The organism is Latilactobacillus parafuchuensis, from assembly GCF_055271665.1.
Genome location: NZ_CM143875.1, coordinates 986,173 through 1,012,363, shown reverse-complemented (window position 1 = coordinate 1,012,363; position 26,191 = coordinate 986,173). Strand labels below are relative to the sequence as shown.

The 26,191-nt window shown below is 42.4% G+C and carries 24 protein-coding genes; 6 read left to right on the top strand and 18 right to left on the bottom strand.

Features of this window, described 5'->3' with window-relative positions; genetic code table 11:
- Nucleotides 1-20: 20 nt before the first annotated feature.
- The gene (locus ACVPPQ_RS05145; RefSeq protein ID WP_235715859.1) at nt 21-1,655 is read right to left on the bottom strand and encodes an ABC transporter ATP-binding protein; all 1,635 of its coding nucleotides are present in this window, start codon (nt 1,653-1,655) and stop codon (nt 21-23) included.
- A gap of 133 nt (nt 1,656-1,788) precedes the next feature.
- On the bottom strand, nt 1,789-3,543 hold the full coding sequence (locus ACVPPQ_RS05140) for an ABC transporter ATP-binding protein (protein ID WP_463496186.1): 1,755 nt from the start codon (nt 3,541-3,543) through the stop codon (nt 1,789-1,791).
- Between the two features lie 122 nt (nt 3,544-3,665).
- Here ACVPPQ_RS05140 and ACVPPQ_RS05135 point away from each other — a divergent pair, with 122 nt between their 5' ends.
- Nucleotides 3,666-4,499 (top strand): AraC family transcriptional regulator, encoded by an 834-nt coding sequence (locus tag ACVPPQ_RS05135; RefSeq protein ID WP_463496185.1) that lies wholly within the window; start codon nt 3,666-3,668, stop codon nt 4,497-4,499.
- 106 nt (nt 4,500-4,605) lie between these two features.
- Here the strand turns inward: ACVPPQ_RS05135 and ACVPPQ_RS05130 are convergent, their stop codons facing one another.
- The 4 genes from ACVPPQ_RS05130 to ACVPPQ_RS05115 form a co-directional block, all read right to left on the bottom strand.
- A complete protein-coding gene (locus ACVPPQ_RS05130) occupies nt 4,606-5,448 on the bottom strand; it encodes a PucR family transcriptional regulator (protein WP_025083682.1) in 843 nt (280 codons plus the stop codon).
- A gap of 60 nt (nt 5,449-5,508) precedes the next feature.
- Nucleotides 5,509-6,618 (bottom strand): ABC transporter ATP-binding protein, encoded by a 1,110-nt coding sequence (locus ACVPPQ_RS05125; protein WP_025083681.1) that lies wholly within the window; start codon nt 6,616-6,618, stop codon nt 5,509-5,511.
- Between the two features lie 110 nt (nt 6,619-6,728).
- Nucleotides 6,729-9,440, bottom strand: a complete 2,712-nt coding sequence (locus ACVPPQ_RS05120) for an alpha-mannosidase (protein ID WP_463496183.1) — start codon at nt 9,438-9,440, stop codon at nt 6,729-6,731.
- A 28-nt stretch (nt 9,441-9,468) separates the two neighbouring features.
- Nucleotides 9,469-10,758 carry a glycoside hydrolase family 125 protein gene (locus ACVPPQ_RS05115; protein WP_463496182.1) on the bottom strand — a complete coding sequence of 430 codons (1,290 nt, stop codon included), beginning with the start codon at nt 10,756-10,758 and terminating at the stop codon, nt 9,469-9,471.
- Between the two features lie 148 nt (nt 10,759-10,906).
- On the opposite strand from ACVPPQ_RS05115, the gene ACVPPQ_RS05110 reads away from it, so the two are divergent.
- Together ACVPPQ_RS05110 and ACVPPQ_RS05105 are read left to right on the top strand one after the other, a co-directional pair.
- A complete protein-coding gene (locus ACVPPQ_RS05110) occupies nt 10,907-11,980 on the top strand; it encodes a GntR family transcriptional regulator (protein ID WP_463496180.1) in 1,074 nt (357 codons plus the stop codon).
- Between the two features lie 61 nt (nt 11,981-12,041).
- Nucleotides 12,042-14,234, top strand: coding sequence for a GH92 family glycosyl hydrolase (locus ACVPPQ_RS05105; protein ID WP_463496179.1), 2,193 nt, complete (start codon nt 12,042-12,044; stop codon nt 14,232-14,234).
- A 186-nt stretch (nt 14,235-14,420) separates the two neighbouring features.
- Here ACVPPQ_RS05105 and ACVPPQ_RS05100 read toward each other — a convergent pair whose 3' ends face one another.
- From ACVPPQ_RS05100 to ACVPPQ_RS05080, 5 genes are all read right to left on the bottom strand, one after another.
- On the bottom strand, nt 14,421-14,555 hold the full coding sequence (locus ACVPPQ_RS05100; RefSeq protein ID WP_463496177.1) for a hypothetical protein: 135 nt from the start codon (nt 14,553-14,555) through the stop codon (nt 14,421-14,423).
- A 23-nt stretch (nt 14,556-14,578) separates the two neighbouring features.
- The gene (locus ACVPPQ_RS05095) at nt 14,579-15,187 is read right to left on the bottom strand and encodes a MerR family transcriptional regulator (protein ID WP_463496176.1); all 609 of its coding nucleotides are present in this window, start codon (nt 15,185-15,187) and stop codon (nt 14,579-14,581) included.
- 113 nt (nt 15,188-15,300) lie between these two features.
- Nucleotides 15,301-16,824 carry an ABC transporter permease/substrate-binding protein gene (locus tag ACVPPQ_RS05090; protein WP_463496174.1) on the bottom strand — a complete coding sequence of 508 codons (1,524 nt, stop codon included), beginning with the start codon at nt 16,822-16,824 and terminating at the stop codon, nt 15,301-15,303.
- Between the two features lies 1 nt (nt 16,825).
- Nucleotides 16,826-17,761, bottom strand: a complete 936-nt coding sequence (locus ACVPPQ_RS05085; RefSeq protein ID WP_463496173.1) for an ABC transporter ATP-binding protein — start codon at nt 17,759-17,761, stop codon at nt 16,826-16,828.
- Nucleotides 17,762-17,933: 172 nt separating this feature from the next.
- Entirely contained in the window at nt 17,934-19,409 is a 1,476-nt protein-coding gene (locus ACVPPQ_RS05080) for an MFS transporter (protein ID WP_463496171.1), read from the bottom strand.
- Between the two features lie 235 nt (nt 19,410-19,644).
- Here ACVPPQ_RS05080 and ACVPPQ_RS05075 point away from each other — a divergent pair, with 235 nt between their 5' ends.
- Nucleotides 19,645-20,211, top strand: a complete 567-nt coding sequence (locus tag ACVPPQ_RS05075) for an NAD-dependent epimerase/dehydratase family protein (RefSeq protein WP_463496170.1) — start codon at nt 19,645-19,647, stop codon at nt 20,209-20,211.
- Nucleotides 20,212-20,223: 12 nt separating this feature from the next.
- Nucleotides 20,224-20,682, top strand: a complete 459-nt coding sequence (locus ACVPPQ_RS05070; protein WP_463496168.1) for an Rrf2 family transcriptional regulator — start codon at nt 20,224-20,226, stop codon at nt 20,680-20,682.
- A 293-nt stretch (nt 20,683-20,975) separates the two neighbouring features.
- Here the strand turns inward: ACVPPQ_RS05070 and ACVPPQ_RS05065 are convergent, their stop codons facing one another.
- The 7 genes from ACVPPQ_RS05065 to ACVPPQ_RS05035 all read right to left on the bottom strand — a co-directional run bounded on the left by ACVPPQ_RS05065 (nt 20,976) and on the right by ACVPPQ_RS05035 (nt 25,886).
- On the bottom strand, nt 20,976-21,176 hold the full coding sequence (locus ACVPPQ_RS05065; protein ID WP_463496166.1) for a hypothetical protein: 201 nt from the start codon (nt 21,174-21,176) through the stop codon (nt 20,976-20,978).
- A gap of 171 nt (nt 21,177-21,347) precedes the next feature.
- The gene (locus ACVPPQ_RS05060) at nt 21,348-22,199 is read right to left on the bottom strand and encodes an aldo/keto reductase (protein ID WP_463496164.1); all 852 of its coding nucleotides are present in this window, start codon (nt 22,197-22,199) and stop codon (nt 21,348-21,350) included.
- Nucleotides 22,177-22,635 carry a MerR family transcriptional regulator gene (locus tag ACVPPQ_RS05055; protein WP_463496163.1) on the bottom strand — a complete coding sequence of 153 codons (459 nt, stop codon included), beginning with the start codon at nt 22,633-22,635 and terminating at the stop codon, nt 22,177-22,179. Before ACVPPQ_RS05055 ends, ACVPPQ_RS05060 begins: the two co-directional genes overlap by 23 nt.
- A gap of 42 nt (nt 22,636-22,677) precedes the next feature.
- Nucleotides 22,678-23,139, bottom strand: a complete 462-nt coding sequence (locus ACVPPQ_RS05050) for a flavodoxin (protein ID WP_463496161.1) — start codon at nt 23,137-23,139, stop codon at nt 22,678-22,680.
- 131 nt (nt 23,140-23,270) lie between these two features.
- Nucleotides 23,271-23,966 carry a GTP pyrophosphokinase gene (locus ACVPPQ_RS05045; protein ID WP_463496160.1) on the bottom strand — a complete coding sequence of 232 codons (696 nt, stop codon included), beginning with the start codon at nt 23,964-23,966 and terminating at the stop codon, nt 23,271-23,273.
- Between the two features lie 341 nt (nt 23,967-24,307).
- Nucleotides 24,308-25,240 carry a DUF5692 family protein gene (locus ACVPPQ_RS05040; protein ID WP_463496158.1) on the bottom strand — a complete coding sequence of 311 codons (933 nt, stop codon included), beginning with the start codon at nt 25,238-25,240 and terminating at the stop codon, nt 24,308-24,310.
- Nucleotides 25,241-25,340: 100 nt separating this feature from the next.
- Nucleotides 25,341-25,886 carry a TetR/AcrR family transcriptional regulator gene (locus tag ACVPPQ_RS05035; RefSeq protein WP_463496156.1) on the bottom strand — a complete coding sequence of 182 codons (546 nt, stop codon included), beginning with the start codon at nt 25,884-25,886 and terminating at the stop codon, nt 25,341-25,343.
- Between the two features lie 153 nt (nt 25,887-26,039).
- Between ACVPPQ_RS05035 and ACVPPQ_RS05030 the strand changes: the two genes are divergently transcribed.
- Nucleotides 26,040-26,168: a hypothetical protein gene (locus ACVPPQ_RS05030; RefSeq protein ID WP_268870685.1), complete on the top strand. Its 129-nt coding sequence runs from the start codon at nt 26,040-26,042 to the stop codon at nt 26,166-26,168.
- The last annotated feature ends 23 nt before the right edge of the window (nt 26,169-26,191 follow it).

The window sequence follows — 26,191 nt, the reverse complement described above, 5'->3', positions numbered from 1 at the left end:
TAAAAAATCAATCATTGTTATCAATCAATCTTCAACATTGCGTATTGAGATTGGTAGAGATGATAATATTGGCCCCGGGTTTGCATTAATTCTTGATGATTACCGTGTTCCGCAATCTGACCACCGTTGACATAAAATATTTGATCACTATTTTTAATCGTGGATAAGCGATGCGCCACAATAAAGGATGTCCGATTCTTCAAGAGCGCATGTAATCCGGCTTGTAATAATTCCTCGGTTTCAGTGTCAATACTCGACGTTGCTTCATCCAGAATTAATATTTTCGGATCGGCCAGCAAGACCCGCGCGAAGGCAATCAATTGTCGTTGACCCGCAGATAACGTGTTGCCTCGTTCTTCAACCTGCGTTTGATACCCATCTTTCAAATGACGAATAAAGTCATCCGCATGGACCACTTGCGCCGCTGCAACAATTTCAGCTTCGGTGGCGTCTAGCTTACCGTACCGAATATTATCTAAAATGGTGCCCGAAAAAATAAACGAATCTTGGAGCATCACGCCCATCTGCCGCCGTAAAGACGCTAACGTCACGTCACGAACATCATGCCCATCAATTAAGACGGCCCCTTCGTTCACGTCATAGAAGCGACTCAATAAATTGATAACTGTCGTTTTCCCCGCACCCGTTGGTCCAACCAAGGCAATCGATTGGCCGGCTTGCACCTTAAAATTAACCTTTTTGAGAATATCCTTGCCCGGTTCATACCGGAAAGTCACGTTGTTAAAAAAGACATCACCAACAATCGCTGGTAATTCTTGCGCATCAGGTGCATCTTCAATCTCCACTGGTTCATCCAAGGTTTCGAAGATCCGTTCCAAATAGGCCGTTGCGGTAATCAATGAATTATAAAAGTTCCCGATATTAATCACTGGGTTCCAAAAATTATTGATGTAACCAATAAACGCAATTAACGTCCCGGTACTAACGTTGACACCAATCTGACGAATGCCGACAAAATAAATCAAACACGTAGTGATTACCGCTATATTTTGAACCCCCGGCCATAACAGAAATTGAATCTTGACCGCGTGCATCCACGATTGACTATTTTCAGTATTAATCGCGTTAAAAATTCTAAAATTTTCATCTTCTCTGGCAAAAGATTGGGTGACTTTAATCCCCGTAATACTTTCGTGGATATAAGCATTCAAATTGGATTGCTTATTACTGAGAATCTGGTAAGCTTTCCGTTGTCGCTTTTGAACGTACAACACTAAAATCACTAGAATCGGAATTAACGATAAACTATACCAAGTTAAGCGGCTATTAATCGCAAACATAAAGACCAAGGTAATCAGAACATTAAAGACATCCGAAATTAAATTGACTAAGCCATCGCTTAACAAATCACTTAACGTATTAATGTAATTGACCACTCGGATTAAAATTTTACCGTGGGGCCGATTATCAAAATATGAAAATGATAATTTTTGTAGATGTTGAAAAATATCTAACCGCATGTCTTTCAGCATATCTTGACCGACTTCGGTAATGTGATAAATTCGGTAACGGATACACCAGCCCATTAAGAATAACGAAATCGTGTATAACCCACCGATTAATAATAATTGCGAGATATTACGATTTGGGATGACCTCATCGATGACCACCTTGGTGAAATAAGGTCCTAACATCCCAGCAATATTGGCCAATATAATCACGCTTAAAATAATGTAGATTTTCTTTAAATACGGTTTAATATATTGGGCTAACCGCACATAACCATGCCAATTAAATTGTTCGACTTGGGCCTCATCGACATTTGACTTATTTCGTTTGACCAATTTGCTCCCCCTTTTCCAAACCTAATTGTTTTTGAAAGACATCGTAATAGCGCCCTTGTTGTTGCATTAAAACTTCGTGCTTACCCGCTTCAACAATTCGCCCTTTTTCCAATAACAGAATCAAATCCGCATCACGCACGGAAGAAATCCGATTGGCAATGATAAACGTCGTCTTCTTAGTCGTTAAGCCGGCTAATTCATGTTGAATCTTAGTTTCAGTCTCCATATCAACCGCCGAAGTCGTATCATCTAACATGAGAATCGCCGGATCTTTGGCAAGTGCTCTGGCCAACGAAATCCGTTGCTTCTGGCCACCAGATAACCCGACGCCACGTTCACCAACGATGGTTTCGTACCCCTCCGGCATCCGTTCGATAAAACCGTCCGCATCCGCCACACGTGCCACGGATTGAATATAACCGGTATCTAAATTAGGCCGGCCAAAGGAAATGTTTTCCGTAATTGAATTCGAGAACAAAAAGACATCTTGCATGACCATCGATATATTATCCCTCAATTGGCGAATTGGATATTGACGCACATCTTGCCCGTCAATCAGAACTTGCCCAGAAGACGGATCGTAGAATCGGCTTATTAAGTTAATTAAAGTTGTTTTCCCGGAACCCGTCTCGCCAATGATTCCAATCGTCTGCCCGGCTTTCGCACTAAACGACACATCGGTTAAGATATTATGCTCAGGATCGTCTTGAAAATGAAAAGTCACATTCTTAAACGTCACATCACCCTTGATGCGCAACGGTTCTTCAGTTGTTTCAACTTCGATTTCAGGTTTCGTCGCTAACATTTGCCGAATTTTGACACACGAAGCTGAAAAACGTTCGATATCATTAATCAACCAACCACTCATCCGCATCGGTTGATTCAGCATCCATAAATAACCGTTAAAGACGACCAAATCACCTAGCGTCATTTTATTTTGAATAACTAAATAGCCCCCAAAAATTAACGCAATCACGTTTAAACTATTCGCAATCCCATCTTGCCAAGGTAAATACGTTTTAGAGACGTTCGCCGCAGCTAAATTGCGTTGTTTATAATCGTCGTTATGTTCATTAAACTTGCTGATTTCAAAATCTTCACGAACAAATGCTTTAACAATCCGGTTACCACTAATATTTTCTTCGACCATCGAATTCAGTCGCGAAAAACTTTGCCGAATCGCAAAGAACATTGGGTGTTGTGCCTTGGCCATTGCTTGGGTTAACCAAAATATAATCGGCGTAACCGCTACCAATGCTAAAGTCAGTTGCCAACTGATCGTTAACATAATCAGGATTGATACAATAAAATAAAAGACACATTCCAAAACTTGATAGCTGACCCATGAAATAAAATGGCGAATCGCATCGGTATCGCCCGTCATTCGCGTCATTATATCGCCAACCCGATTATGGTTAAAAAAGTCGAAATCCAATTCGTGTAATTTATCATACATATCCATTCGTAAATCAAATAACGAGTTCTGACCCGTTTGTTCAAATAATATCTGATAAATATACCGTGTAATGGTCCGAGCAATGGTCACCCCAATCATCACCAGTAATAATGGCACCAATAATGAATCTTCGTGTCCATCAATCACACGATCGACAATTTGGCCCATCACATATGGGTTAACTAGAATTAAAGCGGTACTAATTAGAAAGAAAATCATGGCAATTATTAATTTATAGCGATTTTTAACCACATATTGCCAAATCCATTGAAAATTATTCATTTTAAATCCCCCGATCTTCAATGCCTTATTATCGTTGTTTTATTTGAAAATAACATGGTGAATTAACCTAAAAATAATGTACAATATCATTATTAAGAAAGCGATTTATTTGGAGGTCCACAATGAGTTATACTGATGCCAAAACATTTAATCCCGAAATACTATATGCCTTTGATCCTTGGAATCGCAACACCAGTGTTCATCCCAAACACGCCCACGATTTCCTAGAAATCAGTATCTTATTAGAAGGCCAATCACATTACTACATTGACGGTCAATGGCAAGACGTCGTTGCGGGCCAAATCCTGGTCTTTAACCCGGGTGTCCAACATGCCGAACGTCAAAAACACGATACCTTTTCCCATCAACTTCACATCGGCATTCAAAATATTGCGCTGCACGGCTTGCCACGTAACTACTTACCCAACCAAAATACCCAACTGCCGATTGGCGAACACCAATACAAAGTGATTGATCAAGCTTGGCGCTTAGTCTCCGAAATCAATGAGCAGGCCAGTGATTATCGCTTAATTAGTAAGGGCATCATTACTGAAATTCTGGTTTATATTCTCCGCGGATTAGCCCAACAACAAGCGGTCTCAACTAAACCCTTTATTTCGCGTACCGAAAAAAAACAAAGTCAACTCGTCGCAGACGTCACTTATTTTTTAGAGAATCACTACACCGAAGATATCAGCTTGGACCAACTGGCTCGAGACAATTACGTCAGCACAACTTACTTGTCCAAGACGTTTAAAGAAGCCACGAAAATGAGTCCCATTAATTATTTAATCCAGCTGCGCTTAACCAACGCGCGTGAACTCTTAAAGGATGAAAGCTCGGCAATTACCGTCAAACAAGTCGCAGCCACCGTTGGCTATAGTGATGCCTATCATTTTAGTAAACTCTTTAAAAAATATTATGGCCTCTCGCCTTCTCAAATCTCTAAAGAATAAACTGACACTTTATTTATTGGCTAGTTTCAACAAAAAAATCCCGTCCTCGTTGTTCAATGAAATGATTACTTTCATTTGATGACGATGGCGGGATTTTCATATTAAACTAATTCATAATCAGATGACATAACGTCAAATCATAATTGTTCCGTAAATCAAAACCCGTTAACTTATAGAATTTATCAATCCGATAAACTAGCGTATTTCGATGGATAAATAAAGCCTTTGCCGCTTGGCTCAACTTCCCATGGTATTTAAAGAACGTATTAATCATCTGCAAGGTTTCACTATCAGTTGGTAAACTCGTCTTTAACGCTTCAATTAAGGGCGTGTATAACCGATCTTGTTGAATCAAAGACTGAAACAGACTAGGGGCAAGCGTATTGACACTCGACCGTTGCACCTGTTTAAACAGCTGACGTTCCATCTGAAAAAGTGCTGGTAATTCAACCGAAACTGGCCAGAAATGACCGATGTAAAATACCGTTTTGGTGTAAAATACCGCATCCAATGATTGCAAAATACCGGTAAAATTAGTCTCAAACGAATCATCTGATTGGGTCTCAATTAAAATCCCCGTCGCTTCATCTAACCAAAAAGCATCGATTGGTTTCACAAAATAGGCTTGGAGCGCCTCTAACCACGCTGCTTTTTGACCAGAACTGTCGGTGAAGGTCACCTGAAACTGAAGAACCCTAACACTTGTTTCACGTTTCGTTGGCACCTGCTTTTTTTGACCCCACAAGAACGCATACCAAGGCCGGTGTTCATTATCAACGGTACAAGCTAGACTAAGCAACAACGCCTGTTCTGACGTTGATAAAGTCGCCTTTGGTATTGAAAGCCATTGATCATCAACCATTAACGCTAAATCAGCCTCATCGTGCTCTGGTGTTTGATTGACTTTAAGGGTTGGATAAATGGCCTTCAATTGGTTGACCGTTATCATTGGCTATCCCTCCCTATCTAAAACAATCATACCATATTACATTTTTTACAAACCACTTGCTTAACGAATCGCTGTGGTCGTTTCGCCGTCAAAGAAATGCGCTTTATTTAAATCAAAAGCCATCTTAATCGTATCACCAGGATTATGGAAATCACGAGCATCAACGGTTGCCACAAATTCAGTATCATCAACTTTAGAATACAACATTGAAGTTGCCCCTAATAATTCTGAAACAATGACTTCAGAACTAACAACACTGTTAGGCCAAGTTTGAATAAAGGTTTCTTCCGCATGAATGTCTTCTGGGCGAATCCCTAGCGTTAAATCTTTACCATTGTAGCCTTTGCTATTTAACATCTTAGCCCGGCCTTCTGGTACTTCTAAGACCAAGCCTTTGCCATCTGTAATTTGGCTATCTTTATAATGAATATCAAAGAAGTTCATCGCAGGTGAGCCCATAAAGCCCGCCACAAATTTATTCTTAGGCGTATCGTAAACTTCAGATGGTGAGCCGATTTGTTGGACTTCACCCATTGACATAACAACAATCCGATCAGCCATGGTCATGGCTTCAGTTTGATCATGGGTCACATAAATCGTGGTTGTCTTTAATTTTTGATGTAATTTAGCAATTTCAGCCCGCATGCTAACCCGCAATTTGGCATCCAAGTTTGATAAAGGTTCATCCATCAAGAAGATAGGTGCATCCCGTACGATTGCCCGACCTAAAGCGACCCGTTGCCGTTGTCCACCGGAAAGATCAGCTGGTTTACGATCTAAATAATCGGTTAATCCTAGGACTTCACCTGCATATTTAACTTTTTCAGCAATATCGGCTTTATCATATTTTCTCAATTTCAAACCAAAAGCCATATTATCAAAAACTGTCATATGTGGATATAAGGCATAGTTTTGGAAAACCATGGCAATATTTCGATCTTTAGGGGCCACGTCGTTCATTAATTCGCCACTAATTTTTAAATCACCTTTTGAAATATCTTCAAGTCCGGCAATCATTCTTAATGTCGTCGATTTACCACATCCTGAGGGACCAACGAATACGATGAATTCCTTATCTTTAATGTGCAAATCGAAATCTGATACAGCATACCCCGCATCTTCAGCATTTGGATATTGTTTATAAATATGATCTAAGTCAATTTCAACCATGATAAAGCCACCCTTCTTAACATATTTCTATTCTACCAATAAAGCGCTTACTTTAATATGACACTTTGAACAAAAATTAACGAACTCACTTGTCACTTTTATAAAAAAGCTTATTGATTCGCCTTAAACCGATAACTTCTGATTTCGGCATTCTGCAGTGGGGTCTGACAATCCTGCGCGATTGGTTGACTTTGGAAATCGATTAAATCACCAGTTGTATCATTAACACTCACCTGAATCGTGTGCGCCGTCCGGTCCAGGTTATACCCTCGGACAACCAAATCTTGATTTTGATCACGTTCGACACCCGTCACGGCAAAGGCCTGGGCAGAATCTTGAATCGTTAACCAAGTATCGGCAGTCGGCCGATTTCCCGTGTGCCGCGTCGTCCCTTGCGTCAAACATGGGATTGCAAAAGCACGGGCTAACTGATAACTCGTCAACCGGTCAGTCGCTTGTTCATTATGGAAAATTAACGCAAAACTGGCGTGTTGAGCCCCTTGGCATTGGGCTTCTGGTGTTAGGAAGTAACCCCAATCACCCAGTTCACCCACACAACGTAATAGAGTAATGGCAATCGTGTTGTTTTTCGGTAAAATTTCGTATTCGTTTAAACCGTCATTGGCCACCGTCACGCCACCTTGGTCATCGTGTAAATTAACAAAGGCTTGTTGTCGTTGTGGATTAGTTGGATTTTGCCAATCTTTTTCAGGTTGATTGGGTCGTTTGACAACTTCAAAAATTGATTCTGATTCATTTTCAGTGGTTGCCAATCCGGTTGGGAATAAGACTCGCAAACGGTGGTCTAAGGCTTGATTATCGTACGTGACATCAAATTTTAAAACCGGATTGTCCGCTTCTAACGTCACTAACGTATGCAATTCTAAATCAATTAATTCAGAACTTCTGGTCGCTTGACGATGCGTGATATCAATGACTGCTCGTTGTTCGTAAGCCAATTGTGGCGTTGCTTGTTTCGGAATGCTTAGCGTTGAAATAATTTCAATCGTGGCTACTTTTTCCGTATCCCGTTTAATTTGAATGCAGGGTGCTTGGTCGGTCGAATAAATCCGTTGTTGATCCGCTGTTTCTTTGTAGATGTATTCATTACCCATATCACCGGTATCTTCGATGACGGCCATTCGTTGATACGTTTTTTGCGTCTTCTTATCCAAGATATTCAAAGAACCATCAACTGCTGAAACGGCCACTTTTAAATATTGATTCTCTAACGTATGGTTCGCTGAAATTAATGAACTTTGGGGTTGATCAAAATACGTCAGTGCCCGGTCAACTTGTTTTAATGCAAAAGTCTGCCATGAAAAAGCCGCTAAATCTTTAACAAAGACTTCAACCTGGGCGTAAACCCCGATGTACGGTACTCTAAACCGATCAGTTGGTAAATCGGCATCAAAGCGCGTTGTAAAACCGGTAATTTCACCAGTCACTTCTTGTCCATCAGCATCAATCACGACGTAATGCCGTTTTTGTTGTGCAATTAATTGCATCTTGGCAAATTGGGCATCCGGACGGCCGTCTTTAAATAATGCGCGATCAAGTTCAACCTCGGCTTTAATCACACCGCTCTTAGGACTACCACTTGGGTTAATCACTACGAATGGTGTCGTTTCTGCAGGGAAAACGGCGGTATTAATTTCCGCGACTAAGGATGCTTGCGCTTTATCGCGGATGACTTCGGCAATTTGAGAGACCTTCTCAAACCGCGTCATCATTTCACGATGCACCGGATCAACTGAACAACCCGTAATACTATCGTGAATTTGATTTTCCAATAATAGCTTCCAAGCATAGGTCAATTGCGCTTGTGGATATTGACCGTCAGTACTCGTCACAGCCGCTAATTGAGTGGCTTCATTAATCAATTGGCGTTGCACCTTGGCATTTTCTTGTTTGAGATAAATCCGCGAAGAGGCGGTATTGGTTAGTGTGTACCAACCATCCGTTTCTTGTGACGTGAGTTCACCATTAATAGTGCTCAAATCGGCTGGTAAATCGGCTTTAACGGCCGCTAAATAATCATCTAAATTAGAATGAATGAATTCGTAATCTGGGAATAATTCCTGTGCGACCGCTAAGGCTTGCGTGATATCTTTTTGAACGGGTTGGTGATCGACACCGTTCATCATTAACAGATTATCGGTTGACGCATAACGTTCCACGTCGGCGAGTTTTTCTAACCAGTAAGCTTTAGCCTCAGCCTTTTCAACCGGCACTTCATTACCATTGCTGTACCAGTTAGCGAATAAAATGCCCAAGACTTGGCTTTGATCTGGCCCGACCCAATTCATTTCAGAATAAGCCGATTCAAAATTGCCATCTGAGACTTGGTTATTCAGACCGGTTGGTTTAACCCCGCGACCAAATGCAACCGCATCTAAGCCGGCTAATTTCAACATTTGTGGCGTTTGACCCATGTTACCAAACGTATCTGGGAAATAGCCAATTCCCATCATGTTGCCGTATTTTTCCGCAGTGGCCCGCCCAATTTGAAAATCTTTAACGTGCGATTCAGGGCTGATTAGAAAATCGTCTTGTAGGACGTAAAAAGGCCCCACCCGTAATTTACCAGCTGCAACTGCTTTTTCAATCCGTGGCTGATTTTCAGGCCGCATCGCTAGATAATCATCAATAATAATTGCTTGACCATCTAATTGGAAACTATTGAACTTTGGATCAGTATCAATTAAATCCAACACTTCATCCAATAATTCAACTAACCGCAAGCGATGTTTTTCAAACGGCATGTACCATTCACGATCCCAATGACTATGTGACACCACAAAAACTTTTTTCTTGCCCATTATGCTGCTCCTTTATAAGTTCGTGACTTTATTTTTTGACCTGCATCCCTAAATAATCCATTAATAATTCACAATACATCATATTCGCCCAAGAGAACCATTCACGTGTAAAGTTGGCTGGATTCTCAACATCAAAGCCTTCATGCATCATTTTAGTGCCCGCCGTTGTAGCCGCCAACAATTCTAACAAGCGTAATTTTTCAGAACGATCCGCTTGCGTTAACCCTTGAATTGACAAACCGATTGGCCAAATGTAATTGGCTGGTGTGTGCGGGCTGCCTAAACCTGAACCGTATGCGCCTGCGTAAAAATAGGGATTTTCGGGACTCAACAACGTCCGCCGGGTCGCTAAATAGGTTGGATTATCGGCTTTCAAATAGTCTAAATACGGTGCGCTCATCAAATTCGGAATATTGCCATCATCCATTAATAAGGCATTCCCCAAACCATCGACTTCATAAGCGTAAATTTGCTCACCGGCTTTATTCGTCATCGTCCCGTATTTTTCAATTCCGGTTTGGATTTCAGCTGCTAATTGTTCCGCTTTAGCCGCCATTTCTGGTTCATCCACAATCGTCGTCAAAATTTCGGTTAAATAACGTAAAATAACGACCGCAAACATATTGGCTGGGACTAAGTAACCATACTGACAAGCATCATCACTTGGTCGAAAGCCAGACCAACTCATCCCGGTATAACCAACTGGTTCACCAAGACCGCCGTGGGTTAATGAATCTTCGGGCCGATCTTCAACCCGTTCAAACCGATAATCGGAATGTTCGTGGTGTTGTTCAACTTCAATCACCTTTAATAATTTACGGATTGCCGAAATAAAGGTAACATCGAATTGCGTCGTTAAGCCGGTATTCTTATAAAGTAGGTAAGCCAATTGCACTGGGTAACACAATGAATCCAATTCATATTTACGTTCCCAAATCCAAGGGGTCATCTTCGTAACATCGGTTTGATGACCGTGGCCATTACCGGATAAATTAAACGCGTTAGCATACGGATCTAAATTCATATTAAAAAATTGACGGTTGACCACTTTCAAAATCAAATCCGCAACAGCTGGATCAGTTTGCGCCATGACTAAGTATGGTCGCAATTGTGCGGTGGAATCGCGTTGCCACATGGCCGGAATATCGCCGGTTAAAACAAACGCATTTTGATATTGATCCGCTTCAATCGTTGTTTCTAAAGTGTTGGTATAAGTAATATCGAAAATTTCAGCCAAATTCTCCTGGCCCTCGGCACAAAGTTGATTCACTTTTGTTACGAAATCGCGAACTGATTGTGTTACATATGATTTTGTCATTTTATCACCACTTGTTATATATTTTTACAAACCAAGTATATCATTTAATAAATTAAATTCTAGTATTTATCGCATAAAATATTTAATTCACCATCAAAATGGTATACAATACTACATATCAACTGTTGAATTTAAAGGAGCGATGTTATTGACTACTAATGCCAATAAATATTTACAAATTTTTGAAACATTAAAAAGCCAGATTTGGACCGAGGAGTACGTGGCCGGTCAACAATTACCCTCTGAAAATGAACTAGCCAAAACCTATCAAGTGAGCCGGATTACCTCCAAACGGGCCTTACAAGAACTAGCTGATATCGGTCTAGTCGAACGGCACCAAGGCAGTGGGACCTTTGTTCGACGGGGTTTTAAACACTATCCACGCACCAATCAACTCTTGCTGGTCATTCCATTCGCCTCTGAATCAGGACTGGGCGATTATATTACCGGTGTTAAAGAAATCTTGGCGCCGCTACAACAATCCTTGGTAGTCATCGAAAATAAGGATTTCACCTTCACAACCGTGGCGGATTTAGCAACCCAATATGATGGTCTCATCTATTATCCCCAAAATCTGGCCGCTGAATTACCACAAATTAATCAATTATTACTCCACCATTTTCCCTTTGTCTTAATCGATAAAACGGCGACAAATTTACCGGTCCCGTCCGTCGTTTCGGACAATACCCAGGGTGGCTATCTAGCAACCAACACTTTAATTGAAGCCGGTCACCAAAATATCGCCTTTTTGGCGCAAAGCGATTTAACCACCACCTTGAATTCATCTGCGACCTACCGTTATTTCGGATATATTCAGGCCCTTGGTGAACACGATTTAACCTTTGCAACGACTCCTCACTCGGCGACGGCCTTAACCAGCGATCATTTTGCTGAATTGTTACCAGCACTTCGTCAAAATAACGTCACCGCCTTGGTTTGCGAACACGATATTCTAGCGTTGCAACTCTTAACCTTTTTAACGGCGCACAACGTCAAAGTCCCCGAAACACTATCGGTCATTGGGTTTGATAACATTGCCCAAACGGCCACTAGCCAACCACAATTGACGACGATTATGCAAAACTTCTGCGAAATTGGTCGCCAGGCCGCACGCCTGTTACAAACCCGGATGGCCAATCCCTATGATCCCAAAGCGGCTCAGATAACCGTCCCAGTTGAATTAATGGCCCGCTTATCGGTCAATCCAGAACCAACAATCTAAGCCCGATTACTTGATATTGCAATTATTTTTTAAATAAACGATTAAAGGAGTATTTAGTTTGATGAAAATAACTGAAATTGATACCCGCCAAGGCACCCTCAATAATTACCGCTTTTCAAATGGCAATACGTTACCCTTGACCGGCACCCCCTTTGCCATGAATTATTTCACTATTCAAAATAATGGTGGTAATGGTAGTTGGTTTTTCGATCCCAATTCACGGCGTTTTGAAGGCTTTCGCTTAACCCATCAACCGAGTCCTTGGGTTGGTGATTTCCAACATCTTCAAATACTACCCCTAACACAACAACCCCATGAAGTCATCAATGAATTAGCCGGCTCGTTTGATCCGCAACAAGCTACTTTTAGCCCGACTAAACTAGCACTTCATGATTTACGCTATCAAGTGAGTAGTCAATTGACCCCTTCAACCTATGGGGCCATTTTACACAGCCAATACCCGTCAACCGGTCAAGCAGGTCTGCAATTCGAACTGCCAGGCCAATTTGAATTGACCATCACGGAACAAGCCGTTTACGGGTGGCTTTCTAATTTTTCTGATTGCGAAGATCCCGATTTTAAAATGTACGTGGCCTTTCATTTCTCACAACCATTACTGCTCGACCAAACACAATTATTAAACGCCAACTGTCAACCACTCGATTGCCCCGATAAACAACATATCAGTGGCACAGATGGTCGGCTATGCCTATTTTTGACTGGTCATGAAAATGACTTACAATTTGCCACTTCTTTTATTTCACCGGAACAAGCGCAGCTCAATTTACAACGCCAATTAACCAAAGATTTTGATCAACATTTATTGGCCGCTAATCAAAGTTGGCAAACTTATTTTGATCGGATTGCGATTCAAGATCAACAACATCCCGAGCGCGTGCAAACTTTCTACACGACTTTGTATCGCTTATTCCTATTCCCTCAAAAATTCTATGAATTGGATGCGAAACACCAACCCGTTCATTATGATACGAAAGCTCGGTGCGTTAAACCCGGTATTTTGTACACGAATAATGGTTTTTGGGACACCTATAAAACGGTCTATCCGTTCTTCTCGATTATTGCGCCCGAACTACTGCAAGAAATGTTGCAAGGCTTCCTAACGAGCTATTACGAAACGGATTATTTACCAAAATGGTTATCCCCCGACGAACGCGGAATGATGCCCGGCACGCTAATTGATGCCGTCATTGCAGACGCAGCTAGTAAAGATTTGATTGATAAATCGCAATTATCTGAATTTTTAACAGCGATGCTCAAAGGCGCCACTACTCAAAGTACTGATTCTAAATATGGCCGTCGCGGGACTGAAGATTATCTCGAATATGGTTACGTCCCAAACACCCACGACGAAAGTGTCAACCACACACTCGACTACGCTTACAGCGACTATTGCATTGCCGTTGTCGCCCAAAAATTAGGTCAAACTGAACTAGCAGCCAAATATCAACACAGCACGCTCAATTACCGCCACTTATTTGATACTCAATCGAAATTTATCCGAGCTAAAGACCCCCAAGGCAACTTCCAAGCTAATTTTTCAGCAATCGAATGGGGCAACGGCTACGCTGAGGGTGGTGCTTGGCAAAATGGCTTTGCTGTTTACCAAGATATTGCAGGGCTTAGCGAACTGCACGGCGGCAACCAAGCTTTCTATCAAAAACTCGTTGAATTAGTCAATACCCAACCACTCTTTAAAGTCGGTCACTACGGGTTTGAAATCCACGAAATGACTGAAATGGTCGCTTTAAACTTTGGCCAACTCGCTATGTCTAATCAACCAAGTTTCCATATTCCTTACCTCTTCGCTTATGTCGATCATCCTGAAATGACTGAATTGCTTGTTAAACAATTATTACTAAATGCTTTTAACGCCGGCTTTTCCGGTTTCCCGGGAGATGAAGATAACGGTTCGATGGCCGGCTGGTACGTCTTATCGGCACTTGGGTTCTATCCCGTAACACCGGGCAGTGGTCAATACGTTCTGGGCATGCCAATTTTTGACAATGTCATCCTCCACCTGCCTGATCAAAAAGAATTGACGCTAACCACGGTTAATAATAGTGATCACAATCTTTTTGTCCAAAATCGTCAATTAAATAAGCAACTTTATCGCCATTCGTACATCACCCATCAAGACCTCATGGCTGGTGGAACCTTTACGACCACTTTGGGATTGGCGCCTAATCCACAACCTAGCGACAATCAGCCATTTTCAATTAGTACTGAACATTAAAAACGACAAAATAAGCTGTGACAGAACTCGGTTATTAATTGAGTATCAAGTTAAAAAATCGACTATCCCGAACTAAGGATAGGCGATTTTTTGATTTGAACGGAAATTAATGAGTTCTGGCGCGCGTCGATGAAGAATGTTCGTTTAATATCAGAATGCTAAAACTTATGTCACAGCCCCTTTTTGCTATTCTTCATTTTGCGTATAATAATCAATAATTAACTTCAATTCGGTTGCCGCGCGTTGGTCACCCACTAACGCCGTGTAATACGCGGCAAAGCGTTCATCGGCGACGTATAGCGCGGCGATTCCGCGGTGCATCGCTAGGCTGTATTTGGGACTCGTTAATTGTAACCAGGTTTGGTGGCCGTAAAAATTTGCTGGGCTAATGCGGACGGCACATTCGGATTCTCCAGATAGCATTGCAAATCACGGACTAAATCAGCTTCGGTAGTTTGCATTTGTTGGTATTGTGCCTGACTCAATTCCCCAAAGTGCTGATTAGCCGCTTGTTGTTGGTCTTCGCCATATTTAGTGACGACTTCTTGGCCGTAAGTCGTTTGATTGGCGTCAATTTGAGCTTGTTTAAAGGCGGTAAATTTAGCTGAATCAGTCATTTGATTTTCCTCCTGATAATTGGCAATCGTTGCCGTCATTTGTTGTAGGGTTTGTGTTAATGCGGCTTGTTGTTGCTCCAGTAATCCTTTTTGGGCTTGTAGCCGTTCAAGCCGTTGCGCTTTAGGCAACTTGAGCAATTCTTTGATGGTCGTTAACTTAAATTGCAACCGTCGATACATCAAAATCAGTTGTAAGCGATCGGCATCTTGGCTCGTATACTCGCGATAGCCATTAGCGGCTTGCTGTGGCACCAACAAATTGATTTCATGATAATAGCGCAATGTCCGTTCCGAAACCCCGGTTAGTTGGGCGAAAGCTTTAATTTGATAGGCCATTTCGATTCACTCCTTTCTGACTATCATTAGCATAAACCCTGCCGTAACGTACAGGTCAAGCCCAAACTAAAATCAGCGTCTCATTCAATTCAGAATGGCACGCTGATTTTAGTTTATTTTTGAATGAGGCCTTTTTTAAGTAGGAATTGATGCGCAACGTCACTGGCCTTTTGGTGTTTGACTTGCACTTGATAATTCATCTGTTGCATTTCACTCGCCGTAATTTTACCGGCCAGTTTAGCCAGTGACTGCCCGACTTCTGGATGGGCCTTTAAGAACGCGGTCTTCATCACCGGCGCGCCTTGATAGGGTGGGAAGAATTGGCGGTCGTCTTCGAGGACGACTAAATGATAACGCGCGACTTCCGCGTCGGTCGTATAACCGTCGACCACATCAACCTTGCCATCCGCAATTGCCTTGTAGCGAATGCTGGGCTCCATAATCTTAGCGTCTAACTGCAAGCCATACGCCTTCTTCAATCCCGGATAACCATCAGGTTGATGATAAAAATCAGGATCAAAGCCGGCCGTAATCGGTTGTTGCAAGGCCGCTAAATCCGAAATTGTTTTAAGGTTGTAGCGTTTCGCAAACGCCGTACTGACCGCTAAATCATAACCATTTTGATAGGCCATCGGTTTTAGATAAGCCATCTTAAATTGTTGCTGTAAAGCTGTTTTGGCCGTTGTATAAGTTTTGGCCGGATCTAGATTCGTTTTGGTGTTGGTTTTGACCAACGTTTGTAACACCGTGCCGGTAAACTCGGGATAAATATCAATCTGGTCGGCCTTTAGCGCGTTGAATAAGAAGGTCGTCCCACCAAAATTAGGTTTGACCGTCACTTTGTAATTCGGTCGATCGGCCAAAATTAAATCTTTGTACATATTCATTAAGATTTCAGGTTCACTACCTAGTTTACCGGCAATCGTGATTTCGGTCGCTGATTGGCGCCAAGCAATGACACCAGTGCCCACGCCGATTAATCCAACGAAGACGGTTAAACCAACCATGATTTTTTTGAACGATAAGGTCCCTAGCCAACGGATTAAAGCACTGACCGTTAAGGCTAAAATGGCGGATAACGCCGCGCCAATCACCAGTAACGCATTATTATTGGATTGAATCCCGACCAAAATATAGGTGCCCAAACCACCAGCACCAATTAACGCGGCCAGTGTCGCCGTCCCGATAATCATCACCAACGCAATCCGCAATCCTGAAATAATCAACGGCATCGCTAGCGGAATTTCGATCCGCAATAGCTGTTTACGGCGGGGCAACCCAAACGCGATTTCCGCTTCTTTTAAAGCGGGATCAATCCCGGTCAGTCCTGCGTAAGTATTTTGGAAGATCGGCATCAACGCGTAAAGCACCAACGTAATCACGGCGGGCACCGTACCAATCCCGACTAACGGAATCAACAAACCCAATAACGCTAACGACGGAATCGTCTGCAAGACACTCGTCACTTGTAACATCAGTTCAGCCAGTCGCTTGTGTTCGGTCAAAATAATCGCCAATGGAATTCCGATGACGGCCGCAATCAGTAACGCGACTAATGAGATTGCTAGATGTTGCCCCAGTGCTTGGACAATTTCGCCCGATTGAGTGGTTAAAATATGCCAAATTTGAGTGGCCATTTTAGACACCCCATTTCGCAATAAAAGTGGTTAAATCAGCCATCGTCAGCAACCAAGTTTGTTGTGCGATTTGCACGGACACACCGGTGGGGTGATCAATCAGCTTCTGCGCCAACTTAGCAATTGAATCGGTCACTTGAAGTTGAGCCGGTTGGGAATCAACGAGCTGGCCTAGGCCACTGTCTAATAAGGCTTGAACCGTCTCGGCAGCCGCGGCCCGTTCAATATCAAAAAACTCGCGAACAAACTCATTTTCAGGTTGATTGAAAATCATTTCAGCCGTCCCGACTTGTTGGATGTGCCCCGCGCGCATCACCGCAATTGTTTGGCCGATTCGCAACGCTTCTTTCATATCATGGGTCACAAAAATAACGGTATTATGTAATTGTCGTTGCAATTTGACGACCAAATCTTGTAATTGCGTTTTAATGACCGGATCCAACGCGCTAAACGGTTCATCCATTAAAATCACTTTAGGGTTGTTCGCAAGCGCCCGAATAATTCCGATTCGTTGTTGTTCGCCACCCGATAATTCACTCGGATACCGTTGCGCATACTGCGCTGGCGCCAAATCAACTAACGCTAATAATTCATAAGCCCGTTGCTGTCTTTTAGCTTTGGGCCATTTTAAAACTTCCAGTTGAATCGTAATGTTGTCTTCAATCGTTAGATTCGGAAAAAGCGCGATATTTTGTAACACATATCCCGTATTTAAGCGCAACGTCTGTAAGTCTATTTGATCAATTGGCTGCCCATCGATTAAAATCGATCCGTTTGTCGGTTCAATTAAACGATTAATCATTTTGAGCGTGGTCGTTTTGCCACTACCACTCGGACCCACTAAAACAAAAACTTGATTGTCCGGAATTGTTAGCGTTAAATCATTCAAGGCAAGTCCCGCGTCGTACGCTTTAGTCACTTGTTTAAATTCAATCATCAGCCGTCTCCCACTGCCTAATTAGTTAATAATGTAACGATATTATAACACTCTAGCAATTTATAGCCCAAACATAAGTTCTGAAATAGATATCAACTTCCGTTCAAATCAAAAAATCCGATTATCCCTAAATTCAGGATACTCGGATTTTCCAACTTGAGTGAGCACTCAACTAAGCTTGTTTGATTTCTTTTTTGAAATGAATCTGGACCCAAATGTTAAAGATTAAGACAATCACTAATAGGACGGTCGCAATCAGCATGATATTGTGCAAACCTTGATACATAATACTGCGCATCTTCGGTAATAATTGGGCCGGTAATTGGCCGACGCTTTGCGAATCACTCAATTTATTCATCATCGCCATCGTAATCTGACCGTGCGATTGCGCGACACCACGCGTTAAGGCGTGGTTGAGAATCACCCCATAAATCGATGACATGAACGTTTGACTCAAAATCCGTAAAAGATACGCAAATGACGTGGCAATTGGGACATCCCGTTCTTCCGCATCATTTTGAACACTGACTTGGAGCACATTAAAACTCATCCCGAGACCAAAGCCTTCAAACGCGCCCATTAATAGTAAGAACCAGAACGGGGTCTGGTCATTGACCATCAGCATCCCACTAAAGGCAATCAAAAACGCCACCGTCCCTAAAGTCACAACCCGGTATTTGCCCAGCCGCGGTTCCAGTCCTGGTCCGGCAAGTGACCCGATTAAGTTGGTCACCGCGCCCGGAATCTGGGTCATTCCGCCTAATAAAGCACTTAGTCCAAGCAACCCTTGCGCCCACATTGGAATATAAATGTTAAAGGCGATAAACGCGCCCCACAAGACGACGAACAGGATGAAATCAATCACTAAGCGCCGATTTTTAAATAACCGATTCGGCACAATCGGATCAGCCGCACGATCTTCAATCCGAAACATGACGACTAATAAAATAATGCCTGCGACAATCAAGCCGAGGATTAACGCTAACGAGCCAGTCCCAATCAATTGAATCCCCGTCAATAACGTGACCAAACTGATAATCAACAGGCCAGCGCCGAGATAATCGACGTTGCCCGATAACCGTTTTTTCGGTTTTTCTTTGAAGAAGAAGCGGACACAGAGAATGGACACCAACGCAATTGGCACATTGATGTAAAAGACCCAATGCCAACTAAAGGCATCGACAATCCAGCCACCGATTAGTGGTCCCACAATTGCCGCAGCGCTATAACTGGCCGTCGCGTAACCAATGACCTGCGCACGTTTGCGAATATTTTGATACAAATCAGCGTAAATAATAAATGGTAAAGTATTCATACCACCAGCCCCAATCCCCATCACGGTTCGTGCGATTAAGAAGAGAATAATGTTATTGGAGGATGCTTGGAAAATCGCGCCTAATGCGAATAATAAGGTGGCCAATTGATAAGCCCCCCGGTTACCAATGCGTTCCCCTAGCTTGCTCCAAAGCGGGGTTGCCACCGCCATGCCTAATAGAAAGACCGCCACAATCCAGCCCATATATTGAATCCCGTGCAAATCACTGATGATTGCCGGTAACGCCGTGTTTATAATCGTGCCATCGAGCCCCGCCATTGTATTGGATAACAACAACGCAAACGTGACAATGATTGTATTTTTCTTATTCATAACTCGCCCCTGTTTCATTATATTTATTAATTATAGCATAAGGATTTTTAATGATTAAAAACCACTTAGTTAGCATAAACCTTAAAGTGAACTCGAAGGCAAACCGATTTTTAAAAATATGCAAAATGCTTCACGTGAAACATTATTCAACAATTGAAAACTTTTTAATTGACTTTTAAAATCCTTAGAATTATAATTTCCATAGAATAAATTAATCCAAGGAATGGTGACACATATGACAACAATCATTTTATTAGGTGGCAACGGCTATATCGGCCGTGAAGTCACACAACAATGGCTAACTCGCGACCCCTCAGCAGATTTTTACGTTGTTTCCCGCAGCGGTCAAAACCAATTACAAAATCCCTGTATTCAGAACATCGCAGCGGACGTCACTGATTTTGACGCCGTTAATCAAGTTATTCCGAAACAAATCGACTACATCGTTGATTTTGTCGGCCGGCCCGCTAAAACTGATGCGGAACTAATCGCCGTTAACCAAAAACCCGCTGAAGTCATGCAAAAAATCGCCGAAACGCATCAAGCGCAAGCGATGGGGATGATTGGCGGTCAACTCGGCCCCAAATCTTTCGTAACACTCAAAGCTAAGCTCATCAAGCAATTACAAACGTCACCAGTGCGCTTAGCGACGGTTAATCCGACCCTCGTTTATGGCGCTGGTCGTAGCGATTCAATGGCCAAAATGGTGCCCTTCTTAAAATTCTTCGGCTTATTCAGCGCAACGTTTAAACCGGTCACGGTTAGCGCAGTCGCGCAAGAATTACTCGATCAACTCATCTAAAGGAGTCTCTATATGCGATTACCCAAAAATTTTGAAACTAGCGTCTTCGTCCTACTCATTCTAGCGACTCAACAAAACCATGCCCCGCTAAAAAGCACGCGGCTTAGCGAACTGTTAGAAGTCTCCGATTCATCATTAAAGAAAACCTTGCGAAAACTCGTCGTCGCTGATTTAATTACATCGAATGCGAGTAAAGATGGCGGTTTTACGTTGAACCAAGCGGTAACGACCATCACTCTCGCCGACGTTTTATTGGCCGTTGAAGATCAACAACTACTAGATTACCAACCGTCGCAACTGACGACCCGCTTATTCCGCAATCCCGAACACATCGAGCAAAGCGAATCTTTGATTCAAGCCACTTTAAAACAAGGCGAAGCGGCGTTAACCGATGCACTCGGCCAACTCGTTTTAGCCGATTTATTGGAAGCTAACGCGTTTCAAACCGGCGTTGTGGACTGGCGTGAATGACCAAAAAAGAGCAGATAGAAAACCCCAATAATTTCTCTAATTATTGGGGTTTTCTATTTGCTTAAAAAATTCAGAATAAAGCACATAAAAACCGCATTATCCAAAACGGCTGTCCTTAAGACAACACGTCTAAATAATACGGTTATATAAACTGTTTTCCAATATTCTAAAAGGCGATCTTTTCGTCATTATTAAAAACCCGACTTACAATCTTCTTTTGTAGGCTTTACATCAGCAAGCGGTTAGAACCCTGCAAAGGCATTAACTGATATCGTTAAAAAGAACCCCCAGATTCAACCAAAAAGACCGGTTAACATAATTACCGCGCCTGTTATCCCCGGCGCAAAACCACCCGTTGCCGGCGTTTTCTTAAAATCCACTTTAATGCCAGCTTTATCAGTGGTTGCTTTACTAACTCGCATGTACTTATAACCGACATACATAATCACCAAACTTACCATAATTATTGCAATCCCAACAATTACTTTTGACATATTGAATATCTCCAATCTGACCGTACATTTCGTCAATATTTACGCTAAATCCACCTTCATAATAAACCTTACTCACTATTTTGCAAGCGGTTTATTTAATGTGCTGGCCATCATCACAGCTAGAAATTAGTTCAGTTGATTTTAAGCATCGATTGACCGCAAATTTAATGCCTAAACATTCAATTTCCGGCTGGCCATCCATTTGATGCTGGCTGGATCGGCGTGTGAGAAGAATTGACTTTCACCGACGTTCAACGTCGCGATGGCTGCTTGATCTTCGGTCGTTAATTCGAAATCAAAGATGTCCAAGTTTTCGCGCATCCGTTCGGGTTTCGTTGATTTTGCGAGTGTGATAATATCTTGTTCAACCACCCAACGTAAAATCACTTGCGCCACTGATTTATGGTATTTAGCCCCAATTGCTTGTAAAACAGGGTTGGTAAAAATCCCGTTCTTACCTTCTGCGAATGGTGCCCACGCTTCTACGGCCACCCCTTCGGCTTTAAGCGCTGCGATATTAGTCGTTTGTTGTTGGAATGGATTGATTTCAATTTGGTTAATTTGTGGCGTGACCTGATTAAATTCGGCTAAGTCAACCACCCGATCGACCGCAAAATTCGAGACCCCGATGGCGCGAATTTTACCACTAGCTTGGAGTTCTTCCATCGCACGCCAAGCACCGTAAACATCATTATAAGGTTGGTGAATCAATAATAAATCCACATAATCTAAGTTTAAACGACGTAATGACCGTTCAAACGACGTCATCACACCATCATAGCTGACGTTTTCAACCCAAATCTTAGTGGTGATAAACAATTCTTTACGATCAACGCCAGATGCTTGGATGCCTTTGCCGACAGCCGTTTCATTCATGTAACTTTGCGCCGTATCGATATGGCGGTAACCCACTTGAATCGCTTCTTTAACTGCTTGTTCGGCTTCGATTGGATCCGTGATTTGAAAGGTCCCAAACCCTAAGGCTGGCACTTCAACGCCATTATTTAATTGAATTTTTTTCATTATATTGCTCCTGTTGTTTAAAATTTTTTTGCCACAATGCTTCTTGATTTTCAGCGGTCAGCTCACCCGACTCGAACTGGGCAATGTGTTCGTCGTACGTTTCGATTTTATAAGTTAATAGATTTTTGACTTCTTGCATTTCGGCTAATTTAATTTCTAATTCAGCCAATTGATCCTTTAACACTTGTTTCTGCGCGGCTTCAACTGGTTGTTGACCCCGTAATTGGGAAAGGGTCGCAAATTCAATCAACGATTCGATTGAAAGACCGGCTGCGCGCAAACGCGTCACTAAGTAGACCCAGTTTAAATCCTTCGTTTGATAATCGCGGTAACCACTTTGATTACGGGGAATCGGTGGAATGATCCCGACCCGTTCGTAATAGCGCAGTGTATCCGCGGTTAAGTTAAAGGTTGCTGCAGCTTGTTTAATGTTCATCATGGTCACTTCCTTAATTGAATTGGATCCCTTTAAAGCTGATTATACTTTATTCTGCGCTAACCAAGCGGTCATCGCGCTTGAATTCGCTTGGTAACGCCAACCGGTTCCTAGTAAAGTCGGTTGCACCCACTGACGTAAAACCGCCATTGAATCAGTCATCGGCGTACTAGCACTGGTTGTAAAGGGTACAATTCGTTGCTTAGTTAATTGAACCTGTTGTAAAAAGGCTTCAATGATTAACGGCGGTTGTTGCCACCACGTTGGAAAACCCAGTAGCACCGTGTCATATTGGTTTAAATCAGGCCACGTGACTTGTAAATCCGGTAACTGATGATGCTCTAATTCGGTCTGCCCGCGCGCCACTGCAGCGTCGTAACTTTGTGGATAAGCAACCGTCGGGGTTAACGCGACTAAATCAGCCCCGGTCGTTTTTTGAATGGCCTCGGCCGCCTTTTTAGTCGTCCCACTCAATGAAAAATAAATCATAATAGTCTTTGTCATCTAACCAACCTCCGTTCAATAGGTTCACTATAAACCTTGGAGTTGACTTTAAGGCAAGCCTTTTATTAAAAAAAAATAAAACCACACCATCAATCGGCGTTAACCATTGATCATGCGGCTCTATTCCAGGTTTAATCCGGATAATGATTTAATTGTTGATAGATAGCTTGCATCTTGGTTTCAATCGTCGTTAATTCTTCAGAATAGTCCTTTAAATCGGTGCTGTATTGGGCCACCACGTCGGCGCCGATATCCGTTTTATACCGTAATTTGTGTTCAAGACTCGCCCACATTTCCATGCCAATCGTGCGAATCTGAATTTCAACGTTGACGACTTCCGCCCCGTTTGATTGAAAGACCGGTACCGCGACGACGATGTGTAAACTCCGGTAGCCGCTCGCTTTCGGCTTCTGAATGTAGTCTTTGCGTCTCACCAACGTTACGTCAGATTGATTCAACAACATTTTTTCAATCAGATAAACATCATCAATGTAATTGGTAATCACTCGGATCCCAGCAATATCAAAAATATTATTTTGAATACTTTCGATTGAACGTTCATAACCTTTGCGCTTTAACTTCTCCAGCAGGCTGGCAACTTCCTTCATCCGCTCTTCCATGTGATGAATCGGGTTGTGATCATAATTAACTTGGAATTCACTGTCCAAATTTTCTAATTTGGTGCCAATCTCGTTGGCACCAGCTTGGTATAACTGATAAAGATGTGCGAGTTCTTGCATTTCTGCGACCCGAATTCCTTCAGGGGGATTATCGACGGAACCTGCTAATTTTTTAAAATTCATTTGATTTCTGCGTTCAAGAATCATTGTCTATCCTCACCATTCTTTTCTATGCTTAATGCCGTTATTCTACCATAAATTAAGGACAGTCCCTTAACAATTAAACTAACTTAAATATTGTAAAAAAAGGGGCTGTGACATAAGTCGTAGTGTTCTAATATTAAACGAATATTATTTATTGACGCGCGCCAGAACTCAATTGATAACGTGCTTCTCAAGTAGTCTTTTCCGGTTAACTACAAAATCAGCGTTATGATTCAAAGTACAAATCATAACGCTGATTTTTAGGTTAATCCTCAAAGCCTGACCAACTTGAGTTAGCACTCAATTGATAACCGAGTTGTGTCACAGCTTGTTCTTCTAACGTATTATTTTAAATTTTTTGACGTATTATCCGCAATCACTTGATCATGCGCCTTCGTACCCGCATAAATATCATCCGTTAAGATATTGCGACGATATTTAACCGTCCGGTAAATATGCAAGATTAAAACGGCGACGTTAATCAATAGCGCAAGACTGCTGACCGTCATCAACGCGGCACTACTATGACTACTCTTAACGGCAAAAGCTGAATCCGTGACGAACGTTGGATAACTCATCGTAAACATCATCCAAAACGCCAAGGTTTGAGCGCGGGCTTGTAGCCAGCTCCCTTTTTTAACGAAGAAGGCGGCTAACGTACAGGACACTAGCAATGCCCCGCCAGCGTAAAAGGAATGGTCGCCAACGCAGTTATAAACGTAAGCAAAATTCCAAACATCGTACGCGATAATCCACGGCCAAATTTGGTCCGGCCAGATCATATCCTTTTGCTTATCATGACTAATCATGATGCCGAACCAACCAGAAATCGTGATGATATTGATGATTCCGGCGATCCCGTTCATGATGTTCCAAACGCCACCATTCATGACCACGCCATCTACTAGACCGTGCAGCCCAGCAACTTGGAAATCGCGAATCACGGCTTCCATAATGTTAAACGCTAGAATCGCAGGTGGAAAAACAAGCGCCCATTTGTTGGCTTGTAACTTAGGACTAAACCGTAATGCCAAGAAGCCCAGACAACCCGCTAAAGCTGAATAGACTTTGACCCAGTGAAACCAAGTCCCCGTACTACTATCGGGTCCGGCCGTTGTCGGCCATACAAACAACGTTAAAATAATGGGCACCCCAATAAATAAAAGCATTGCGACCCATTTATTCGCGCGGGCTGCTTCGTTTAGTAACATCAATGCTGCGACGACTAACACCCACATTAGCCAATCGATTGCTGAAATCTGTTGAAATAAGAACATCTTACTCGCCTCCTAGAATAATTGCAGTGAACCTACTCCTTCACTGTAACCGGATACTAGCGGGTAAGCTATGGACAATCAGGGGCGTTTGCCCAAATTATTAGGCATTTTGCTGTAAGATGTGCAGAATCGTCCCGTTCAACATCCGCTGCATGCGTTGGTAAAATTCCTGTTTCGGTTCTTCAAGATTGGTCACCAACCATTGCGTCATCTGGGTGGCCAAGGACCAGCCATAGAAATTGGCGATTTCATCTTGTAACGTTGGCGCACAATCAGTCTTCAAATCAGTCACGACCCCCGCCACCATCGTAAAGGCGACCCGGTATAAAAAACGACTCAATAAATCCCGATTCATCGAATGAAAGGTATTCAAACAAAAGTGCCGATTGGTTTCGATATAGGTCACCAATAAATCTAAGCCTTTTAACCAGTCCTGACCCTGCCGATAAGCTGCTAGTTGCGTGACGATTTCACGATTATAGATCCACGTGACCAATTCGTTAATGTCGGCAAAATGGTAATAAAACGTGTTGCGCGCTACGTTGGCGTGGTGCGTTAGTTGGTTGACCGTAATATGATCAACCGGCGTGGTCGCCATTAATTGTTTTAACGTATTGGCTAAATGCTGCTTCGTATCGATGTTCATCACCTCTTAATATGCTCTGTCATTATCCTAACATGTTAAGAATCTCAAAAGATAGTTAATAATTAATTATTGTAAGGGTTTTATCTATGACATTTGCCCAATCGGCGTTATAATGTAGATGTTAAAAGTAGCTGATGAGAGGAAGTGAACAACATGAAAAAATTTTTAATCGGTAGTTTAATCGTGACAGGCATTGCAGCCACTGGTGCATGCTTGCTTGCTAAGAAAATGGAACTATTTAGAGACGATTCAGTTGATTACGAAAAATTCGAAAGTCGTTAATTTTTAGCGCAATACCGCTAAAG